The organism is Ramlibacter sp. JJN2-2R, from assembly GCF_057747835.1.
This window is the reverse complement of the sequence record NZ_CM173226.1, coordinates 3069886-3086787: the sequence shown is the minus strand read 5'-3', so window position 1 is coordinate 3086787 and position 16902 is coordinate 3069886. Positions and strand designations below refer to the sequence as shown.

Annotated in this window: 15 protein-coding genes; 4 read left to right on the top strand and 11 right to left on the bottom strand. The window is 72.8% G+C overall.

Annotation, left to right across the window (positions count from 1 at the left end; translation table 11 throughout):
- Positions 1 to 128: 128 nt before the first annotated feature.
- From AC3ANR_RS14935 to AC3ANR_RS14910, 6 genes are all read right to left on the bottom strand, one after another.
- The gene (locus tag AC3ANR_RS14935; protein ID WP_488288893.1) at positions 129 to 1220 is read right to left on the bottom strand and encodes a dihydrodipicolinate synthase family protein; all 1092 of its coding nucleotides are present in this window, start codon (positions 1218 to 1220) and stop codon (positions 129 to 131) included.
- Positions 1207 to 2229: an NAD-dependent epimerase/dehydratase family protein gene (locus AC3ANR_RS14930; RefSeq protein ID WP_488288892.1), complete on the bottom strand. Its 1023-nt coding sequence runs from the start codon at positions 2227 to 2229 to the stop codon at positions 1207 to 1209. Before AC3ANR_RS14930 ends, AC3ANR_RS14935 begins: the two co-directional genes overlap by 14 nt.
- A gap of 164 nt (positions 2230 to 2393) precedes the next feature.
- Positions 2394 to 3776, bottom strand: coding sequence for a tetratricopeptide repeat protein (locus AC3ANR_RS14925; RefSeq protein WP_488288891.1), 1383 nt, complete (start codon positions 3774 to 3776; stop codon positions 2394 to 2396).
- Positions 3777 to 3847: 71 nt separating this feature from the next.
- On the bottom strand, positions 3848 to 4690 hold the full coding sequence (locus AC3ANR_RS14920; protein ID WP_488288890.1) for a hypothetical protein: 843 nt from the start codon (positions 4688 to 4690) through the stop codon (positions 3848 to 3850).
- A gap of 26 nt (positions 4691 to 4716) precedes the next feature.
- Positions 4717 to 5202, bottom strand: a complete 486-nt coding sequence (locus tag AC3ANR_RS14915; RefSeq protein WP_488288889.1) for a hypothetical protein — start codon at positions 5200 to 5202, stop codon at positions 4717 to 4719.
- A gap of 13 nt (positions 5203 to 5215) precedes the next feature.
- On the bottom strand, positions 5216 to 5851 hold the full coding sequence (locus AC3ANR_RS14910) for a penicillin-binding protein activator LpoB (protein ID WP_488288888.1): 636 nt from the start codon (positions 5849 to 5851) through the stop codon (positions 5216 to 5218).
- A 404-nt stretch (positions 5852 to 6255) separates the two neighbouring features.
- On the opposite strand from AC3ANR_RS14910, the gene AC3ANR_RS14905 reads away from it, so the two are divergent.
- The gene (locus AC3ANR_RS14905) at positions 6256 to 8736 is read left to right on the top strand and encodes a cation-translocating P-type ATPase (RefSeq protein ID WP_488288887.1); all 2481 of its coding nucleotides are present in this window, start codon (positions 6256 to 6258) and stop codon (positions 8734 to 8736) included.
- Positions 8736 to 11378 (top strand): cation-translocating P-type ATPase, encoded by a 2643-nt coding sequence (locus AC3ANR_RS14900; protein ID WP_488288886.1) that lies wholly within the window; start codon positions 8736 to 8738, stop codon positions 11376 to 11378. Before AC3ANR_RS14905 ends, AC3ANR_RS14900 begins: the two co-directional genes overlap by 1 nt.
- Before the next feature lie 96 nt (positions 11379 to 11474).
- Here the strand turns inward: AC3ANR_RS14900 and AC3ANR_RS14895 are convergent, their stop codons facing one another.
- A complete protein-coding gene (locus AC3ANR_RS14895; RefSeq protein ID WP_488288885.1) occupies positions 11475 to 11759 on the bottom strand; it encodes a DUF4242 domain-containing protein in 285 nt (94 codons plus the stop codon).
- Positions 11760 to 11895: 136 nt separating this feature from the next.
- Between AC3ANR_RS14895 and AC3ANR_RS14890 the strand changes: the two genes are divergently transcribed.
- Positions 11896 to 12357 (top strand): thioredoxin family protein, encoded by a 462-nt coding sequence (locus AC3ANR_RS14890; protein ID WP_488288884.1) that lies wholly within the window; start codon positions 11896 to 11898, stop codon positions 12355 to 12357.
- 17 nt (positions 12358 to 12374) lie between these two features.
- Here the strand turns inward: AC3ANR_RS14890 and AC3ANR_RS14885 are convergent, their stop codons facing one another.
- The 4 genes from AC3ANR_RS14885 to AC3ANR_RS14870 all read right to left on the bottom strand — a co-directional run bounded on the left by AC3ANR_RS14885 (position 12375) and on the right by AC3ANR_RS14870 (position 15361).
- Positions 12375 to 12902, bottom strand: coding sequence for a DUF1003 domain-containing protein (locus tag AC3ANR_RS14885; protein ID WP_488288883.1), 528 nt, complete (start codon positions 12900 to 12902; stop codon positions 12375 to 12377).
- Entirely contained in the window at positions 12899 to 13912 is a 1014-nt protein-coding gene (locus AC3ANR_RS14880; RefSeq protein WP_488288882.1) for an NUDIX domain-containing protein, read from the bottom strand. Before AC3ANR_RS14880 ends, AC3ANR_RS14885 begins: the two co-directional genes overlap by 4 nt.
- A gap of 44 nt (positions 13913 to 13956) precedes the next feature.
- Complete coding sequence (locus AC3ANR_RS14875) at positions 13957 to 14772, bottom strand: class I SAM-dependent methyltransferase (RefSeq protein WP_488288881.1); 816 nt, start codon at positions 14770 to 14772, stop codon at positions 13957 to 13959.
- Between the two features lie 163 nt (positions 14773 to 14935).
- The gene (locus AC3ANR_RS14870) at positions 14936 to 15361 is read right to left on the bottom strand and encodes a DUF1810 domain-containing protein (RefSeq protein WP_488288880.1); all 426 of its coding nucleotides are present in this window, start codon (positions 15359 to 15361) and stop codon (positions 14936 to 14938) included.
- A 98-nt stretch (positions 15362 to 15459) separates the two neighbouring features.
- On the opposite strand from AC3ANR_RS14870, the gene AC3ANR_RS14865 reads away from it, so the two are divergent.
- Positions 15460 to 16899, top strand: a complete 1440-nt coding sequence (locus AC3ANR_RS14865) for an NAD-dependent succinate-semialdehyde dehydrogenase (RefSeq protein WP_488288879.1) — start codon at positions 15460 to 15462, stop codon at positions 16897 to 16899.
- The last annotated feature ends 3 nt before the right edge of the window (positions 16900 to 16902 follow it).

The following is a 16902-nucleotide window of genomic DNA, read 5'->3' as shown; positions in this document are numbered from 1 at the left end:
CACTCGTTGGTGAATTGCGGTGACTCTAAGCCGGGGGTGGCGAGGCTGTCAACGAGGGTTGCCCGTGGGTGGGCGGGAGGGGTGGGCGCCGGGCCGGTGTGGTCCCCGCGCAGGCGGGGGCCCGCGCCTCACCCGAGCCAGCGCTCCCGGTGGCGGGCGACGAACGCGTCGTCGCTCAGGTGGGGATAGTCGCGATTCACGCGGCTGAGCTCCTCGGCCTGGCCGGCGCTCAGGCCTTCGGCCGGGTCGAGGCACCACGTGCCCTCCAGCAGGCCCTGGCGGCGCAGCACTTCATGGCAGCCGGCGATGCAGCCGTGGAAGTCGTGCGCCACGTCGAACAGCGCCGCGTTCCAGTCCGTGACCTGGCCGTCGAGCGCGAGCAGGTCCAGCGGCACGGACCCGGCGGCGACGGCGGCGTGGATGCGCTCGAGCAGCTCCACCGCCCGGCGCGTGCCCACGCTCCAGTGGCCCAGCAGACCCCCGCGGATGCGCACGGTGACCGGCTGGCCGTCGCGCAGGAAGGTGAAGGGCGCCAGCAGGTCCAGCACGATGTGGTCGTCGTTGCCGGTGTAGAGCGTCACGCGCTCCTCGGCGCGGGCGGCGATCGTGCCGCGGATCACGTCGAGCGTGCGGTAGCGATGGAAGGGCGCCATCTTGATCGCGACCACGTTGTCGATGGCCGCGAACTGCTGCCAGAACGAGGCCGGCAGGTGGATGCCGCCGACGGCCGGCTGCAGGTAGAAGCCCACCAGCGGCATCACGTCTGCGACGGCGCGGCAGTGGGCGATGAGCTCCGCCTCGCCGGCGCCCTTCATCGCGCCCAGGCTGAGCAGGCCCGCGTGGTAGCCCAGCCCGCGTGCGATGCCGGCTTCGCGCACCGCCTGCTGGGTGCGGCCGGCGAGGCCGGCGACCATGAACAGCGGGCGGCGGCCGCCGAGCGGCTCCCAGTCCTGCGCCGTGCGCATGGCCAGCTGCAGCACCGGCTCGTAGAGGCCGACCTCGCGGATGGCGAACTGCGTCGAATGCACCCCGACCGCGACGCCGCCGGCGCCGGCGTCCAGGTAGTACCGCGTCATCGCGCGCTGACGGCGCTCGTCGAGGCGGCGCTGCGCGTCCAGGGCCAGCAGGTGCGCGGGAATGACGGCGCCGCGCCGCAGGACCTGCAGCGAGTCGGCCGGAATCGAGGTCCAGTGCATGGTGGCGGCCTCAGTACTTGCCATCGCGCGCCTCGTAGTGCGTGGGCTTGCCCAGGCTGGCGCCGCCGCGCGCGACCCAGTCGGCCGTCCAGTCCAGCATGCGGTCCAGGCCGACCTGCGGCGGGCCGAACAGGCGGAATGCCTCGCTGCAGTCGACCAGCCAGGCGGTCGTCGCCTCCTGGCCCTGCAGCACCGGCGCGATGCCCAGCCGCTTGCCGAGCGCCACGGCGACCTCGCGGACGGAGATCTTCGGCCCGCTGATGTTCAGCGGCGAAGTGGGCGTGTCGCAGTGCGCCAGCGAGCGCAGGGCCCAGTCGTTGGCCTCGCCCTGCCAGATCACGTTCGCGTGGCCCATCGCCAGGTCGATCGGCTCGCGGCGCAGCACCTTCTGCGCCACGTCGTGCAGCACGCCGTAGCGCATGTCGATCGCATAGGACAGCCGCAGCAGGCGGCCCGGCGTGCCGAACTGGTGCGAGAAGTGCTCGAACAGCCGCTCGCGCGCGACGCACGAGTTGGCGTATTCCCCCGCGGGCGCGGTCGGCGGCGTCGACTCCGGCGCACCGTTGCCGCCCGTGTCCACGAACGGGTACACGCAGGCGGTGGAGAAGGCGACGATGCGCGAGCGGGCGAAGCGCTCGGCCACCAGGGCGGGCACGTGGGCGTTCATGGCCCAGGTGAGCCATTCGCTGCCCGAGGAGCCGAACTTGCGCCCGGCCATGAACACGATGTTGGGCGCGTCCGGCAGGCGGGCCAGGGCGTCGCGCGAGAGCAGGTCGGCCTCGATGCATTCGATGCCGTGCTGCTCGAGCGCCTCGCGCAGGCCCGGCTGCGAGAAGCGGGCCACGCCGATCACGCGGCGCGCCGGGTCGGCCCGCCGGGCCATGCGGGCCAGCGTGGGCCCCATCTTGCCGCCCACGCCCAGGACCATCAGGTCACCGGGTGCGCGGCGCAGGTCGGCGACGAGCGCGGCCGAGGGTTGCGACATCGCGTCCTCGAGCTGCGCGACGTCCTGGAAGCGGTCGGGAAGGGTCATGGGGCTCCGGATGAACGCGGCCATCATTCACCAGATGGTGAATTAACGCCAGCTGCGGGAACCCCTTAAGACCAAACGCCGCGTCGTCGCGGCGGCTGGCCCGGCGGTTGACAAAAAAAAGCCCCCGGCGAGCCGGGGGCCCTGGACCGGGCGGTGCCGCCGGCTCAGCTGCCCAGCATCGACTGGATCTCCTGGCGGAAAACCGGGTCGCGCTGGTGTTCGCCGGGCTCGACCGGGCCGGCCTCGCCGAGCAGCGAGCTCGGCGCGATCGAGCGGCCCCAGTACAGCTGGCAGCGCGGCGCATCGACGATGCGCGCGGCCGACTGCGTGGCGCCGGAGTCGAGGGCGACGGTGAGCTTGGGAGCGGTGGAGCGGGCGCTGGCGCTGCCCAGCCACACGGTGCCGGGCAGCTGCTCCCACTCGCGGATGTCGGCCTGCGCCTGGGTGGACTGGGCCACGCCCTGCGCCACCAGGCCGGCGAACATGCCGACCATGCCGAGGCCGGCGGCGTCGCGGTTGCCGCTCATCATGCCGGTGTCCAGCGCGACGGCGCCGATGGTGCTGGCGACGTCCGAGACGCCCTGCGCGCCTTCCTTGAACGAGGCCTTGCCGTTGAGCACGCCGTCGATCGGGCGCCCGCCGCGCGTGGTGGCCTGGTAGCCGATGTCGGCGCCGACCATGAACTTGTCGGCCACGCATTGCGTGCCGGAGACGCAGGCGGTCTTGACGGCCTGCGCGGGCAGGTCGTGGGGCGCCCACTTGAGCGCCTCGCCGTACTTGCCGGAGCCGTACTTGAACGGCGCGCGGCCGGTCTCGAACAGCACCAGCACCGGCTGCTCGGCGCTCATGCCGGCATAGGCTTTGTCGCCCTTGGCGGCCTGCTGCACGAAGTCCCTGGCCAGCTGCGGGTTGCCGTCGCAGTAGCTGGCCCAGCCGGCCATGAACGGCATCAGGCCGAAGTCGCCCGCGTACTGCTCGGACTCGGCCACGGTGTCCTGGTAGTCGGCCTGCTTGAACATGGCGCGGGCGTTCTGGAAGTCGCCCTTGGCGGCCCAGACGAGCCCGCGGTAGAAGTAGGCCATGGCGCGCTCGTACGGCTCGCCCTTGAAGTCCTTGACCTTCTCGGCCGTCCACAGCGACTTGGCCTTCTGCGCCTCCGGGTTGTCGGCGTAGATCAGTTCGATGCGGGCCACGGCCGCCTCGAACGCCTTCTCGGCCGTGTTGACGTCGCCGGCCGCCAGCGCGGCCATGCCGATGCGCTGGAAGTTCAGCGTCGCATTGCGCTCGCCTTCGATGTACAGGCGCTCGTAGAGCGGGCGCAGTTCGGCGGACTTGGCCGTCGCGGCGAACGCCGTGGCGGCGGCCTGCACTTCGGCGGGCACCGGCTTGGCGGCGCCCCAGCGCTTGCTCGGCTTGGCGTCCTGCTGCTTCTGCTGCTGCGCGGCGGCCTGCTGCTGCGCCTGCATCATGCTCTGGAACAGGCTGCCGAACTGGGCATGCGCCGGCAGGCACGCGGCGGCGGCCGCGGCGAGAGCGATTCGGGACAACACGCGCGGAACGCGCGACGCGGAAGCTCGCATCTTGGTGACTCCTGGAGGAAGCGGGGGACGGAAGGCGGTCAGAGCGCGGCGCGCAGGCGCACCATCGCCTGCTCGGCGACGTTGCGGGCGGCGTCGCCGGGCGTGAGGGCGGGTGCCGACACTTCGCGGAAGCCGCCACGCGGGTCGGCTTCGAACTTCTGCGGCCCCTTGGGCGCGGTGGACTCGCCGGTGAGGTACCCCTCGGCGAGCACGACGCCGTCGGCCAGCCGCTTGATCGACACGTAGGTGGCCCAGCCCGTGGGGGCCGCCGCGTCGGGCGTGTTGAGCACTTCCATCAGCAGCTTGGCGTGCTGGCTGAGCGCGTTGGTCTCGACCTGCTGCTGGTCGAGGGCGCCCTTGGCCTTGGCGGCCGTGGTGCGCATGGTGACGTTGCGGTCGACGACGCGCACGCCGTTGGACGACAGCGTCTGCATGAAGGCCGCGCGCATCTGCAGGTCCACCCGCTCGACGGGGCCGCTGCGCTGCGCCTGCTGCGACTTGACTTCGCCGCTGGTGATCGTGGTGTTGCCGATGACCGCGCCCTGGCCCTGGACCGCGGCGTAGCCCGGCATCCGCACCGCCTCGGCGCTGGTCGCGCCAGCGCGCACCGTGTCGATGCTCATCTGGTGCGCGCTCGTCTGCTGCAGCGCGTCGGTGAATTCGCGGTTCCACAGCACGGCGATGGCCGGACGGCCGGCGCGCGCATAGGCGCTGGCGAACGAGGCCCGGTCGAACGTGGTGCCCGGCGCCGCCACCGGCGTGGCCGGCGTGATCACCTCGGGCATGCCCCGGCGGTAGGCGCTCTCGGGGATCGCGGGGGTCTGCGCGACGGCGCTGGCGGCCACCAGCGACGCGCCGAGCCAGGCAAGGCGACGGTTCATCGGGATCTCCTTGGGCGGGCCGCCGGTCAGCGGGCGGGCGAGGGCGTGGCGGGAACGGTGTAGGTCTGGCCCGGCGCGAACTGCGACTGGCCGCGGTTGGCGTCGTAGATGTCAACGGCCACGCTCTTGGTCATGCCGGAGACGGCCGACTCGCCGTACACGGCCTGGCCGCGCGGGGGCAGGTGCACGACCTTCCAGGCGCTGGGCGGCTCGCTCTGGCCGCGGTCGCCGGTGAAGCGGGTGCGCATGGTCACCACCACGTCGACGTCGCTGCAGTTCTGCACGGTGGTCTGCACCGCGGCCATGCCGGTGCCGGTGCGCGAGGTCTGCATGTCGAGCACGCCGATGACCCGGGACAGCTCGGGCGAGAGCACCGAAACCGCGCCCAGGTTGGCCTGGCCGGCCTGCTGGTCCCAGGTGCGGCAGCCGGCGAAGGTGGGTGGCGTGGATTGCTGGACGGCGCAGGCGGCCAGCAGGGCGGCGGCGCCGGCGGCAAGGAACAGGCTCTTCATGGGTGCGGCCCTTTCAGCGGTAGATGACGTCGTCGGCCGCGGCGCGGGAGAACTCGTAGATGCCGGACCAGACGATCTCGCCGGTCTCCAGGTCGGTCATCTCGAAGGAGATCTGCGTGTAGCGCTGGATCATCCCGGTCTTGGTGTTGCGGCTGTCCAGCGAATTGATCTTGCCGGAGAGGCGGTAGTCGGCGCCCAGCTGCGCCTTGGTCAGGCCCGTGGTGCCGACGTCGGTGGTGCCGCTGCGCTTGAGCGCGCGCTCCTGTTCGACCATCGCCGAGTTCTGGCGGTTGACGAACTGCATGCGCTGGCGCGCCGCGCGATTGAGGTTGACCATCAGCCGCTGCGTGATCAGGTTGCGGTTGATCGCCTGCGAGCTCTCATTGACGAAATAGGCGCTGTCGACGATCACGCGCGGCCGCTTGCCGGTCTCGGCAAAGATCGGCTCGGCCAGCATGTCGCGCATCATCTGGTCGGTCATGGACACGATGTCCTGGCCTTCCACGCCGACGCCCGAGACCGGGCCCTTGCGGCTGGAGTCGACCTCCATCGACGACACGCCGGTGGCGTTCTGGAGCGGGGGATTGGTCTGGCAGCCCCCGAGGGTGGAGACCAAGGCCAGCATGAGGGCCGCAGGACGGAATTTCATTCTGCACATCCGTTAACTAAACGTTGCGGAAGGTAACGGAAGGTTTTTGGGCTGTCTAGGGGTCTGGCCCGAGGCCCACCCAAACGGGGTAGGCGCGGCCCGCGCTCGGTCTTGGCGAGTCACCCCGCTGCCCGCGCGCCGGGGCCCGGTCCGCGCCCGACGATTGACTTGTCGCAACCCCCGCGCGCGGCCCGAGCGCGGATACTGACTGCGGGCGCCTGGCCCGCAGGTGCGCGCGTGCCGATGCAAAAGAGCCTTCGTCCTGTCCAAACCTCCTCCCCTGCCGACCGGGCGATGCGGCGGGGCGCGTCGATGCTTGGCGCGATCCGCGTCGCGCGCGCGGCGCCGCACCCGCCCTGGTCCCCCGTGCGAGTGGTCGGGTGACTGCGCTGGCGGCCGGTTCGATGCCTGTCGAGGACCTGCTGCCGGGCCCCGGTGCGTCGTCGGAGGCCGGCCTCGATGCCGCCCAGGTCCTGGAGGCGCGCAGGCTGCACGGCTTCAACGACGTCGTGCCGGAGGCGGCCTCGGGCTGGCGCGCGGTGGCCCGCGACACCGCGCGCGACCCCATGCTGTGGTTCCTGGTGCTGACCGCCGCGCTGTTCGGCGCGCTCGGCCAGCGCGGCGAGGCGGCCACCCTGCTGGCCGCGCTGGTGCCCCTGCTGGGGATGGACGCGTACCTGCACCGGCGCACGCTCGCCTCCACCTCGGGCCTGGCCAGCCGCCTGGCCGCCACGGCCCGGGTGCTGCGCGGGGGCGCGTGGATCGAAGTGCCTTCGCGCGAGCTGGTGCCCGGCGACCTGGTCGAGATCGGGCCGGGGCTGTATTTCCCGGCCGATGGGGTGGTGGTCGCCGGCGCCGGGCTGCAATGCGACGAGTCGACCCTGACCGGCGAATCGCTGCCCGTGCCCAAGGTGCCGCTGCCGGACCGGGCGCGCGCCGGGGGCCCGGTGCCTGAAGTGCACTGGTGCAGGACGGGCACCCGCCTGCTGACCGGGAACGCGCGCGTGCGGATCGCCGCCACCGGGGGCGCCACGCGGTACGGCGAGATCGCCCGCACCGCCGCGGAAGGCGGGCACGCCGCCACGCCGCTGCAGCGGGCCATCGGCCGGCTGGTCGCGGTGCTGCTGGTGGCCTCGCTCGCCATGTGCGTGGTCCTGGCCGCGGTCCGCCTGGCGCAAGGGCACGGCTGGGTCGACGCGCTGCTGAGCGGGCTGACGCTGGCGGTGGCCGCGCTGCCGGAGGAGTTCCCGGTGGTCTATTCCTTCTTCCTGGGGCTGGGCGTGTTCCGGCTGGCACGCAGGAAGGCGCTGGTGCGGCGCGCCGTCGCGGTCGAGAACATCGGCCGCATCAGCTGCATCGTGTCCGACAAGACCGGCACCATCACCGAAGGCCGGCTCACGCTCACGCGCCGCATCGCGGCCGCCGGGTACGACGACGGCTCGCTGCTGCGGGTGGCCGGCCTCGCCGCGCGCGCCGACAGCGGCGATCCGCTGGACGAGGCGCTGCACGCCGCCGCCCCGGCCGCGACCGGCGCCCGGCGGATCGGCGACTTCCCGTTCACCGAGGCGCGCCGCCGCGAGACGTCCCTCTGGCAGGGCGCCGGGGGCACCGTCCAGGCCTGCACCAAGGGCGCGCCGGAGACCGTGTTCGGCGTCAGCCGCCTCGGCCCGGCCGAACTCGAACACTGGCGCAGCCAGGTCGAGCGGCTCGCGGCGAGCGGCCACAAGGTCATCGCGTGTGCCGAGATGGAACTGGGCGGGCCGCTGCCGGGCGACGAACCGGACGGCGGCTTCACGTTCGCCGGCCTGCTCGGCTTCGAGGATCCGGTGCGCGAGGGCGTGCGCGAGGCCATCCGCGCCTGCCTGGCGGCCGGCATCCGGGTCGTGATGGTGACCGGCGACCACCCCGTCACCGCGGGCGCGGTCGCCCGTGCCGTCGGCCTGGGCGGCGAGGCGCCGCAGGTGGTGGTCCTGCAGGACGGCGACGACGCCGCGGGCGTGCTCGCCCACGCGCGGCAGGTGGACGTGGTGGCGCGCGCCATGCCGGTCCAGAAGCTCGCCCTGGTGCGGGCCCTGCAGGCGCAGGGCGAACTGGTCGCCGTCACCGGGGACGGCGTGAACGACGTGCCGGCGCTGCGGCAGGCGGACATCGGCATCGCGATGGGCGAGCGCGGCACGAGCGCGGCGCGCGAGGCGGCGCCCATCGTCCTGCTCGACGACAACTTCCGCACCCTGGTGGACGCCGTCGCCGAGGGCCGGCAACTGTTCCTGAACCTGCGCCTGGCGTTCGCCTACCTGCTGCTGGTGCACCTGCCGCTCGTGCTCGGCGCCGCCGCGATCCCGCTGATGGGCAAGCCGCTGCTGTACCTGCCGATCCACATCGTCTGGCTGGAGCTGGTGATCCATCCGACCGCGATGCTGGCCTTCCAGGACTTCCCCGTGCGCGGACCGCTGTCGCGCCTGCCGGGCCAGCGGCAGGCGCGTTTCTTCGGCCCGCGGGCCTGGCTCGGCATCGTCCTGGTGGGCGGGTTCGCCTGCGTGGCCGTGATCTGGGGCTATGCGCACGCGCTCGGCGCGGACGACGACGTCGGGCATGCCCGCGGCATGGCGCTGGCCATCCAGCTGCTTTGCAGCGCCGCCTTCGCCGCGGTCCTGAGCGGCTTGCGCCGGCCCGCCGACCGGTGGGTGGTCGCGCTGACGCTCGCCTCGCTCGTCCTGCTGGTGCAGGTGCCCGCCCTGAGCGCCTGGCTGCACCTGCGCCCGCTCCACGCCGCCGACTGGGGCCTGGCGCTGCTCGCCGCGCTGGCCACCGCCATCGGCACGCGCGCGCTCGCCGCGGTGCTGGACCAGGGCCGCGCGCCGGCCGCGGCCGAGGAGGCGCGCTGATGCCGGTGCCGCAGCCCGAGGCCGAGTGGCACCTGCAGGAGGTGGAGGAGGTCGCCCGCCGGCACCGCGTCGACCCCGGTCAGGGGCTGGACGAGGCCGACGCGCAAAGCCGCGCGCAGCGGCATGGACCGAACGAGCTGCCCGACGCGGCGCGCCGCAGCCCGGCGAGGCTGTTGCTGGAGCAGTTCGCCGACTTCATGATCCTGGTCCTGCTCGGGGCCGCCGTCCTGTCGGGGCTGCTCGGCGACTGGATCGACACGCTGGCCATCGTCATCATCCTGTTGCTCAACGGGGTGGTCGGCTTCGTGCAGGCCTGGCGGGCGGACAGCGCGCTCGCCTCGCTCAAGCAGCTGGCCGCGGCCCACGCGACCGTGCTGCGGGCCGGCGAGGTGCGGCGCGTGGCGGCGCGGACGCTGGTGCCGGGCGACGTGGTCATCGTCGAGGCCGGCAACCAGGTGCCGGCGGACCTGCGCCTGACCGAATCGGCGCGCCTGCTGGTGGACGAATCGGCCCTCACGGGCGAGTCGGGGGCGGTGGAGAAGCATGCCCGCGTGCTGTCCGGGGAGGCGAGCGCCCTCGGCGACCGCAACAACATGGCCTACAAGGGCACCATCGCCGCGCGCGGCCGCGGGCGCGGCCTGGTGGTGGCCACCGGCATGGCCACCGAGCTGGGCCGCATCGCCGCCCTGATGGTGCAGGACGAGGACCGCCGCACTCCCCTGCAGCGGCGCCTGGCCGACTTCGGCAAGCGGCTGGCCCTGGTCGTGCTCGGCATCTGCGCCGTCATCTTCGTCGCCGGCGTGTTGCGCGGGGAAGCGGTGGTGCAGATGCTGCTCACCGCGCTGAGCCTGGCGGTGGCGGCCATCCCGGAGGCACTGCCCGCGGTGCTCACGGTCCTGCTCGCGCTGGGCGCGCGCCGGATGGTGACGCTCCATGCGCTGGTGCGGCGGCTGCCCTCCGTCGAGACGCTGGGGTCCGTGACGTTCATCTGCACCGACAAGACCGGAACGCTCACCCAGAACCGCATGCGGCTGGAGGAACTGGTCGTCGACGGCCGCGGCGCGACGCTGGAAGCGGCGGGCCGCACGCCCATGGTCCTGGAACTGCTGCGCGCCGCGGCGCTGTGCAACGACGCGGCGCCGGCCAAGGCGGGCTGGCAGGGCGACCCGACGGAGATCGCGCTGGTGGAGGCCGCCGCCGCCGCCGGGCTGGACAAGCAGGCGCTGGACGCCAGCCTGCCGCGCCGCGACGAGCTCGCGTTCGACTCCGAGCGCAAGCGGATGTCGACGCTGCACGAGACGCCCGACGGCTGGGTCGCCTTCACCAAGGGGGCGCCCGAGTCGGTGCTGCCGCAGTGCGTCGCCCGATGGCAGCCCGATGGCGGCGTTCCCCTCGACCGCGCCGGGCCGCTCGCCGAGGCCGAGGCGATGGCCGCCCGGGGGCTGCGCGTGCTGGCGGTCGCGCGCCGCTCGTTCGTCGCTCGCCCCGGCCCGGACGCCGGCCAGCTGGACGAGCAGCTGGAGTTCCTCGGCCTGGTGGGCCTGATCGATCCGCCCCGGGAGGAGGCCCGCGCCGCCGTGCGCGACTGCATCCAGGCCGGCATCACGCCGGTCATGATCACCGGCGACCATCCGGCCACCGCGTTGGCGATCGCCCGCCGGCTGGGCATCGTCCCGGAGGGCGCGGCGGCGCGGGACGTGATCCTGACGGGGGCCGACCTGCGCGCGCTCGACGATGCCGCGCTGCGCGCGCAGGTGCGCGGGATCCGCGTCTATGCGCGCGTCGACCCGGCGCAGAAGATCCGCGTGGTGCAGGCGTTGCAGTCGCTCGGCGAGTTCGTCGCCATGACCGGGGACGGCGTCAACGACGCGCCGGCGCTGCGCAGCGCCGACATCGGCGTGGCCATGGGGCTGGGCGGCACGGACGTCGCCCGGGAGGCGTCCAGCCTCGTGCTGCTGGACGACAACTTCGCGACGATCGTGGCCGCCGTGCGCGAGGGCCGCCGCATCTACGACAACATCCGCAAGTTCGTCCGCTATGCGATGACCGGCAACTCCGGCGAGATCTGGACCATCTTCCTCGCCCCGCTGGCGGGCCTGCCCATCCCGCTGCTGCCGATCCACATCCTCTGGGTGAACCTGGTGACCGACGGGCTGCCGGGCCTGGCGCTCGCCGCGGAGCCGGCCGAACGCGGCGTGATGCAGCGGCCGCCCCGCCCACCCCAGGAGAGCCTGTTCGCCCGCGGCATGTGGCAGCACATCATGTTCGTCGGCCTCCTCATCGGCGGGCTGTGCCTGTCCGTGCAGGCCTGGGCCATGGCCTCGGCGCCGTCGCATGCCCAGACGATGGTGTTCACCACGCTCACGCTGGCGCAGATGGCGCACGTGCTGGCGATCCGCAGCGAGATCGACCCGGTGTGGCGGATGCGCGTGCGCGACAACGTGCCCCTGGTGGCGACGGTCGCCGGCACGGGGCTGGTCCACCTGGCCACGATCTACGTCCCGTGGCTGCAGCCCTGGTTCCGCACGGTGCCGCTCACGCTGCATGAACTGGCGCTGTGCGTCGCCGCCGCGGTGGTGGTGCTGCTGGCCGTCGAGGCGGAGAAGGCCTGGCGCAACCGGACCATCCTGCGGCTCGCGTGACCTGTCGTTGTTGCCGGCCCCAGACGGACGCCGTGCTGGCGCGCGCGGCGCTCGGTCCCTGCGCGGCCGGCGCCGGCAGCCGGCCGCCGGTGCGCATCACGCCGGCACGGCCTCGGCGGTCGTCGGGTCGATGACGGACATCACCCGCGAGATGCTGTTGGCGGGAAAGCCGCCGCGGCGCGCGTGCTCGCGGATCTGCTCCTCGTCCGGCGCGTTGTAGATGCAGTAGATCTTGTCGGCGGTGACGTAGCTCTGGACCCACTGCACCTGCGGGCCCATCTCCTGCAGCACGTCGCACGACTTGCGGGCGATGGCCTGCAGCTCCTGCGGCTGCATGCGTCCTGCGCCGGACAGCTCGCGTTCGATGACGAATTTCGGCATGGCGGTCTCCTGGAGTTGGTGGAACACGCAAGCTACGCCGGCCGCCGGTCAGTGAACGTCATCAAGGGTTGCCGGCTGTGACGCCGGCCGGATCCGCGGCACCGAACGCGGCCGTGCCGTGGTCCAATCCGTCGCCATGGGACCGCACTCGCTCATCCTGTCGCTGGCGCTCGCCGCCTGCACTTCGGCCTTCGCCGCGGCCGGCCCGTACGACGAAGCCGCCGACGCCAGGGCGCAGGTCCAGTCGGCCCTGGCGCAGGCGCGGCAAGCCGGGGTGCCGGTGCTCGTGGTCTTCGGCGCCAACTGGTGCCCGGACTGCCGCGTGCTCGACATGGCGTTCAAGGACGGCGCCTCCGCGCCGCTGATCCGCCAGCACTTCCGCGTCGTCAAGGTCGATGTCGGCCGCTTCGACCGCAACACCGACCTGGCCGAGCGCTACGGCGTGCCGCTCAAGAAGGGCATCCCGGCCGTGGCCGTGCTCGCCAGCGACGGCAAGGTCCTCTACACCACCCGGTCCGGCGAACTGGCCGACGCCCGCGGCATGGGCGACCAGGGCATCTACGATTTCTTCAGCAAGGTGGCCGCCTCGGCCCGTTGAGGCGCCGGCGGCGCGCCTCACTTGTCGTTGAATGCCGACTCGATCTCGTGGCTGATCGACTCGGGCCGCACCGCTTCCAGCAGCGCGGCGATCTCGGGGTCGTCCTCGTCCAGCACGCCCATCTTGCGCGCCATCACGTGCAGCAACGACAGGATCTTGGTGTTCTCCTGTTCGGACAGCAGGTTGATCTGCAGGTCCAGCAGGTTGCGACGCTCCGACGTCCGCATCTCCTGGTTCTGGCTGATGAGGATGAACGACGACAGGAAGATCGCCTCCAGCGACACGCACAGCGTGAGGAAGGTGAACGGGTAGGGGTCGAAGTGGGGCAGCGACGGCCACGCGTTCCAGCCGATCCAGAGCGCGAAGAACGCCGCGTGGATCCACACGAACGCCATGCGGCCGCAGAACCGCGCCACGGTCTCGGCGGCCCGCTCGGCAAAGTTGCGGTTGCGCTTGGACCAGGCCTCCATGCGCCGGATGCGCTCGACGTTGCGGTGGATCAGCCTCTTGGCCTCGGAGCGGGCGCTGGGGGCGTCGTGGTTCATGGGGCCCCTCCGTAGGGGCGCCGCGACAGGAAGGTCTCGAGCATGTGGAAGTGGTCGTCGTGCAGTTCGGCCTCCAGGGCGGGCAGCCGGTCGATGGGAATCCACCGGGCGGCCGCGGCGTCGTCGCCGCCCCGCACCGGCGGCGGCGCGGCGTCGCCCAGGTCGAAGAAGAACGCGTGCGTGATCACGCGGCCGCGCTGGCTGCGCTGCGGATGGTCGAACACGTGCCGGCCGCGCAGCCGCTGGCGCATCTCGCGCGGGGGCAGCGGCAGGCCGGTTTCCTCGACCAGTTCGCGCAGCGCGGCGGCCAGCACCGGCTCGCGCGGCTCGAGGAACCCGCCCGGGATCGCCCACAGGCCGCGCCCGGGCGAGCGTCCGCGGCGCACCAGCAGCACGTGGCCGCGCGCGCGCACGAGTGCGTCGACCGTCACCAGGACCACGGGATAGGGCGCCACGGACCATGCGCGCTGCTCGCGCGCGACCTGCCGCCAGTCGTCGCGAACCGTCGCGAACGTCGCGGTGCCGATCCATTGGCGCAGGAACGCCATGGCATCGGCCGGCAGCCGCTCCTGCAGGGCGGACAGCGCGCGGGCAGGGTCCTCGGCCGCATACAGCTGCTCCAGCCACGCCGTGGCGAGCGCGTCGCCGTCGGCGGCGCCCAGCGTGTCGAACCGCCAGCCGGTGGGCAGGTCTTCGGTGTCCAGCGGCGGCTGGCCGCCCACCACCCAGGCGACGCGTTCCTCGCCGCCGGTGTCGGCGCCGATGTCCTGCAGCAGCCGCAGGTCGTCATAGTGCTCGCGCAGCGGCCGGATCTCCACCCGCGGGCGCTCGTCGTCCCGCAGGGCCGCATGCAGCATGCGCGCGCGCTCGTCCCAGCGGAACGGGTTGGCGGGCGAGGGCGCCTGGTGCGCGCGGCGCACGAACACCGTGCAGCGCGGCGCACGCGCCAATGCGGCACGCACCAGCGCGAGGCTGGCCTCGTGGGGCAGCAGGAAACGCGCGGCGCACACCGCCAGGTCTGCCGACCCGCTCCTACCGGCGCCTTGCGCGTGCGTCACGCCGCGATCGACCGTTGCGCGCCGGCCGCGGTGCCCACCAGGCCGTGGCTGACCCGGAAGCGCGCCGCGCGCGCGGGGTGCGGCTCGCACAGGTACATCTCGGCCCCAGGGCGGCCCAGGATGCGCAGGCCCGCCGAGCGCAGCAGGGCCTCCACGCCGGCATGGTTGGCCACCCACCAGTGGCTGGGGTCGCCGCCCAGGCGGTGCTCGACGAAGGCCATCTTGGGCCAGCCCGCGTCGAGCAAGGGCTCGCGCTCGTGCAGCGGGCGGTCGCGCGTCTCGGGGTAGACCTCGTCGCCCGGCATCTGCAGCGTCTGGAACATCATCAGCCGGCGCGTCTTCTGCGCCAGGATGTCCAGCGCCAGCGTCGGATAGCGCAGGTGGTGGAAGACGCCCATGAACCACACGAGGTCGAACCGCTCCGCGAGCTGGGCGACTTCGTACACGCACAGGTGCCGGAACTCCACCTGCCTGTCCAGGCCCAGCACGCCGGCCGCCCAGCGCGCCTGGGCCAGGCACTGGTCGTCGACGTCGATGGCCAGCACCGAGGCGCCGCGCCGCGCCAGCTCGAAGCTGTAGAGGCCGCCGTTGCAGCCCACGTCCAGCACGCGCCAGTTGCTCAGGTCCTGGGGCAGGTGCGGCGCGATCTGCTGCCACTGGCCGCCCGCGCTGCCGGGCCGGGTCCGCACTCCGCCGGGCAGCTGCAGGTCGTGGAACCAGGGGCCCAGGGCGTCGGCCTGCCGCTGCACCGCGTGCACGTCGGCCGTGCGCGTCCCGGCCGTGCGCTCGTCCCGCTGCAATGTGGTTTCCATGTGTCCGGCCTCCCCGTGGCGTGGACCCGCGCCCGGCGGCGCCGGGTCGGGCTCTTCGATGTCCTGCCGCGGTTTATAGAGAAATGCGGCGCGCCCGTGTGGCGGGGCGGCTCTTGCAGAGTTTGTTTTTTTCCGGTTGAGCTCTTCGCCGCCGGCCTGCCGGCTAGCCCCCGCACAGCGCCAGCGTGCGCTCGTCCGGCCCGTCGAAGAACCTCTCGAGGCAGCGCGCGAACAGCGGCTCCTGCGGCGCGGCGCGCTGGAAGAGCGTGAGGCACGAGCGCAGCTTCAGGTCGTCGGGCGAGCCGAAGATCTCGTGCGCGCTGCGGCCAGGCCCGGCCAGCAGCAGGGCGCAGCAGTCGCGCAGCCGGGCGCCCAGCACGGGATGCGCGAGGTACGCACGCGCCTCGGCCAGGGACGTGATGGCAAAGCGGCGCGCCATCGTGCTGTGGCCCAGCCCGGCCAGCTGCGGGAACACGAACCACATCCAGTGCGTGGTCTTGCGGCCGGCACGCAGCTGCGCGCGCACCTCGTCGATGACGCCTTCCTGGGCGTCGACGAACCGCTGCAGGTCGAAGGGGTCGTCGGCCATCGTGCCGGCCACTCTACGCCGGGGCGGGCCGCCGCGGCGGGCGCCTGGCGGTTTCCGCGAGAATGGATGTTTTCGTCCGTTCCCACCGTATCACCTCCATGACCTATCCCAACATCCAGCTCTTCATCGATGGCCAGTGGCAGGACGCGGCCGATGGCCGCTCGCTCGCCGTCTTCAACCCGGCCTCGGGCAAGGAGATCGGCCGTGTCGCGCACGCGGGCAAGGCCGACCTCGACAAGGCCCTGGCGGCCGCGCAGAAGGGGTTCGAGACCTGGCGCGACATGACGCCGGCCGAGCGCAGCAAGATCATGCGCAAGGCCGCCGGCCTGGTGCGCGAGCGCGCCGAGGCGATCGGCCGCCTGCTGACGCAGGAGCAGGGCAAGCCGCTGGTGGAGGCCAAGGGCGAGGCCATGGCCGCCGCCGACATCATCGAGTGGTTCGCCGAGGAGGGCTTCCGCGTCTATGGCCGCATCGTGCCCTCGCGCTGGAACCTGTCGGTGCGCCAGATGGTGGTGAAGGACCCCGTGGGTCCGGTGGCCGCCTTCACGCCGTGGAACTTCCCGATCAACCAGGTGGTGCGCAAGGTCGCTGCGGCGCTGGCGGCCCGCTGCTCGATGCTGGTCAAGGCGCCGGAGGAAACCCCGGCCGGCCCCGCCGAGCTGATCCGCGCGTTCCAGGACGCCGGCATCCCGCCGGGCGTGCTGGGCCTGGTGTACGGCAACCCGGCCGAGATCTCCAGCTACCTGATCCCGCACCCGACCATCCGCAAGATCACCTTCACCGGCTCGACGCCGGTGGGCAAGCAGCTGGCCGCGATGGCGGGCCAGCACATGAAGCGCGTGACGATGGAGCTGGGCGGCCACGCCCCGGTGATCGTGTGCGAGGACGCCGACATCGCGCTGGCCGTGAAGTCCGCCGGCGCCGCCAAGTTCCGCAACGCGGGCCAGGTCTGCATCTCGCCCACGCGCTTTCTCGTGCACGAGAGCATCAAGAACGACTTCGCGCAGGCGCTGGCCAAGTACGCGCAGGGCCTGAAGGTCGGCGACGGCCTGGCCGAGGGCACGCAGATGGGCCCGCTGGCCAATCCGCGCCGCCTGACGGCCATGGCCGAATTCCACGAGGACGCCGTCAGGAAGGGCGCCCAGGTGCTCGCCGGCGGCAAGCGCATCGGCGAGGCGGGCAACTTCTGGGAACCGACCGTGCTGGCCGACGTGCCGCTGGAAGCCAAGGTGTTCAACGACGAGCCGTTCGGACCCGTCGCCGCCATCCGCGCCTTCACCCAGCTGGACGAGGCGATCGCCGAGGCGAACCGCCTGTCCTTCGGCCTGGCCGGCTATGCGTTCACGAAGTCGCTGAAGAACGCCGACCTGCTGACCCGCCGCGTCGAGGTGGGCATGCTGTGGATCAACATGCCGGCCATGCCGTCCGCCGAGATGCCGTTCGGCGGCATCAAGGATTCGGGCTACGGATCCGAGGGCGGCCCGGAGGCGATCGAGGCGTACCTGAACGTGCGCGCGGTCTCGGTGGCGAACGTCTGAGGC

Coding starts and splice junctions, on each gene's coding strand:
- AC3ANR_RS14885 (WP_488288883.1), bottom strand. CDS start 12,902: ATGAACCACGACGCCCCCAGCGCCCGCTCCGAGGCCAAGAGGCTGATC.
- AC3ANR_RS14890 (WP_488288884.1), top strand. CDS start 11,896: ATGGGACCGCACTCGCTCATCCTGTCGCTGGCGCTCGCCGCCTGCACT.
- AC3ANR_RS14865 (WP_488288879.1), top strand. CDS start 15,460: ATGACCTATCCCAACATCCAGCTCTTCATCGATGGCCAGTGGCAGGAC.
- AC3ANR_RS14875 (WP_488288881.1), bottom strand. CDS start 14,772: ATGGAAACCACATTGCAGCGGGACGAGCGCACGGCCGGGACGCGCACG.
- AC3ANR_RS14905 (WP_488288887.1), top strand. CDS start 6,256: ATGCCTGTCGAGGACCTGCTGCCGGGCCCCGGTGCGTCGTCGGAGGCC.
- AC3ANR_RS14895 (WP_488288885.1), bottom strand. CDS start 11,759: ATGCCGAAATTCGTCATCGAACGCGAGCTGTCCGGCGCAGGACGCATG.
- AC3ANR_RS14870 (WP_488288880.1), bottom strand. CDS start 15,361: ATGGCCGACGACCCCTTCGACCTGCAGCGGTTCGTCGACGCCCAGGAA.
- AC3ANR_RS14935 (WP_488288893.1), bottom strand. CDS start 1,220: ATGGCAAGTACTGAGGCCGCCACCATGCACTGGACCTCGATTCCGGCC.
- AC3ANR_RS14915 (WP_488288889.1), bottom strand. CDS start 5,202: ATGAAGAGCCTGTTCCTTGCCGCCGGCGCCGCCGCCCTGCTGGCCGCC.
- AC3ANR_RS14920 (WP_488288890.1), bottom strand. CDS start 4,690: ATGAACCGTCGCCTTGCCTGGCTCGGCGCGTCGCTGGTGGCCGCCAGC.
- AC3ANR_RS14900 (WP_488288886.1), top strand. CDS start 8,736: ATGCCGGTGCCGCAGCCCGAGGCCGAGTGGCACCTGCAGGAGGTGGAG.
- AC3ANR_RS14930 (WP_488288892.1), bottom strand. CDS start 2,229: ATGACCCTTCCCGACCGCTTCCAGGACGTCGCGCAGCTCGAGGACGCG.
- AC3ANR_RS14910 (WP_488288888.1), bottom strand. CDS start 5,851: ATGAAATTCCGTCCTGCGGCCCTCATGCTGGCCTTGGTCTCCACCCTC.